This is a genomic window from Fulvivirga kasyanovii (assembly GCF_009711405.1).
GTDB lineage: Bacteria > Bacteroidota > Bacteroidia > Cytophagales > Cyclobacteriaceae > Fulvivirga > Fulvivirga kasyanovii.
In genome coordinates this window covers 1-2,517 of sequence record NZ_SMLW01000227.1, presented here as the reverse complement: position 1 = coordinate 2,517, position 2,517 = coordinate 1, and the positions used below count along the sequence as shown (strand labels likewise).

3 protein-coding genes are annotated in these 2,517 nt (G+C 42.6%); all 3 read left to right on the top strand.

What is annotated here, in order from left to right; all coding sequences use genetic code 11:
- The coding region (locus tag E1163_RS30285; RefSeq protein WP_185155911.1) for a hypothetical protein at positions 1–1,051 on the top strand (1,051 nt) is incomplete at its 5' end.
- 306 nt (positions 1,052–1,357) lie between these two features.
- Positions 1,358–1,987, top strand: a complete 630-nt coding sequence (locus E1163_RS01095; RefSeq protein WP_155168681.1) for an L-threonylcarbamoyladenylate synthase — start codon at positions 1,358–1,360, stop codon at positions 1,985–1,987.
- Positions 1,980–2,517 (top strand): WbqC family protein (locus E1163_RS01090; RefSeq protein ID WP_155168680.1); only part of this gene is annotated, 538 nt, incomplete at its 3' end. The genes E1163_RS01095 and E1163_RS01090, both read left to right, overlap by 8 nt.

Sequence of the window (2,517 nt, the reverse complement as noted above, 5' to 3'; positions counted from 1 at the left end):
CTGCGACCCTCTGGGGGTTGATTCCGTAGAACCCTCTTTGTCCGATGACAGCAACATTACCTCCACAGCCCTGATAGCGCCAGGGGTTGAGTATTGTGGATCACCACAGGAGGAGACGCTTTACGCAGAAAATGATATTTATGCCGGCACTGCTACAATCTATAATGACGATGTAAACCTCTACGTGACGGTTTATTCTGAGCAGGGTTTCATGAATATCAACAATAATGTAAGAATGTGGGTGGGAACTGACCTTACCCTGATGCCACAAAACCTTTATGGCATTCCCAATACTGGATTGTTTCCCTACAAGGCAACCGTTAGTGGCACAAATGAACATACTTTCACTGTTCCCCTGGCAAGCATTGCGGGATATAATGCGGCTGAATGCGGCAGTGGTTCTGTTTACATTGTGCTGAAAGCTGATGTATTGATTACCAATGAGTATGGCGGTATCGGAGTATCCAGCGCCTATGTTGGAGGTATTAAAGTAGATGGTTCTGTACCCTGGTACTATTCTGTTTACACACCTCAGTGCTGCGAAACACCTCCACCACCCCCAACAGAAGGATCCAGCGAGACTGCTTTTGCCAAGTTTGATAAAACCGGAGCCTTCGGAACCGGCTTTGTATTCACTACAGGAAACAACAGCAATCCTGAATGGTACAGTACTTTGGCCCTTACCAAAAACAGATGGGGCTGGGCAGGTAATTTTACGGCTGACGGAACTTACACCTTTGATGTATGGGCGGGTGCCGGCCTAAACAACACTGCTAATGGCACCTGGGTTGGAACACTCACCATTATGAAGAGTGGAAATGACGTAACTGTAAGCTACAATATGAGCGGTTACTCCATGCAGGAGGTGCATATTTATGCCGGTGACTTTATGCCAACAACCATAGCTCCAGGCCAATATGGATATACAGAAAGCTTTGGACCACTCCCAGAGGACTATGCAACTTCCCATACCGCATCATTCACAGTAGAGGATACGAATGGTGATGGTATTTGGATTATTGCGCATGCTGTGGTGTTTGGAGAATTTTAAACTTCCTTCCTGTAAAGAAGAGGTTTGATTACAATGAACCCGGTCGTCAAAAGGCCGGGTTCTTTTTTTGGATCAAGCTGAATTTCTGGGAGACCCTAAATTTTCACCTGTTTGCTGACAGACAGTTGTTAATGGCAATCGGCAAAAGCTGTAGGCAAGCTGGCATAATATAACAATAAACGCGGTTTACTGATTTTCAGTCCTTTTTTTGCCTTTTACAAACCGTCAACCCCGAAAGAAGAGCGTTGCATCACATGTATTATTTCTTTTCTTTAACTTTGCCCCTCATTTGAAATAATCAGCCTGATGCCTGCAGAATTAATAAAACTATACCCTGAAAATCCGCAACGGGATAAAATAGAACATATTGTGGATGTGCTCAAGGATGGAGGAATAGTCATTTACCCAACCGATACCATTTACGGTATTGGCTGCGACCTTTTTAATAAAAAAGCTATTGACAAACTTTGCTGGCTCAAGGGTATAAAGCCCAAGGATTTTAACCTTTCGTTTATTTGTTACGACCTGAGTGACATTTCCAATTATGTAAAGCGAATAGACACGCCTACTTTCAAAGTGTTAAAAAAGGCACTGCCTGGCCCTTTTACCTTTATTCTGGAATCTAACAGCAATGTACCCAAGATACTTAACGTAAATAAAAAAACAGTCGGGATCAGGATACCTGACAATAACATACCCCGAATGATGGTAAACATTCTGGGCAATCCGATTGTAAACTCTTCGATCAAACACGACGACGATGTGCTTGAATACAACACCGACCCTGAGGTAATTTTCGAAGAGTTTAAACACCAGGTAGATATTGTCATTGACGGAGGCCCGGGAGGCAACATCCCATCAACGGTAGTAGACTGCACACAGGATGAGTTTGTGGTACTGAGGGAAGGGCTTGGAGATATTCATGAATATGCCTGATAACAAAACAGCACTTATAGACCTTCATTACCTGCCGTGCATTGAATATTTTACATGCCTGAAAAAGTTTGACACTATACTTATTGAAAAGGAAGAATACTACGTCAAGCAAACTTACCGCAACCGGTGCCATGTGTTGAGTGCCAATAAAGTTGAGCGCCTTTCGGTTCCTGTAGAAGGGGGCAACAAAAAAATTAAAATAAAAGATATCAGGATCAGCTATAAAGAGAAGTGGTACAACGACCACTGGAGAACGATCATGTCAGCATATGGGCGCGCCCCTTTTTATGAGTTTTTTTCAGACTACTTTGAGGCCGAATTCCAAAAAAGAGAAAAATTTCTCTTTGACTTAAACTTGAATCTACTGACATTATGTCTTAAATTATTACAGATTAAACCTGTAATAAATTTTACAGATAAGTTTGAGAAGAAGCCTGAAAGCGATATAATTGACCTGAGGTCAGTTATTCATCCAAAACAAGGTTACGGGCAGAACACCTTTTACCACCCTCAGCCGTACCAACAGGTTT

Coding starts and splice junctions, on each gene's coding strand:
- E1163_RS01095 (WP_155168681.1), top strand. CDS start 1,358: ATGCCTGCAGAATTAATAAAACTATACCCTGAAAATCCGCAACGGGAT.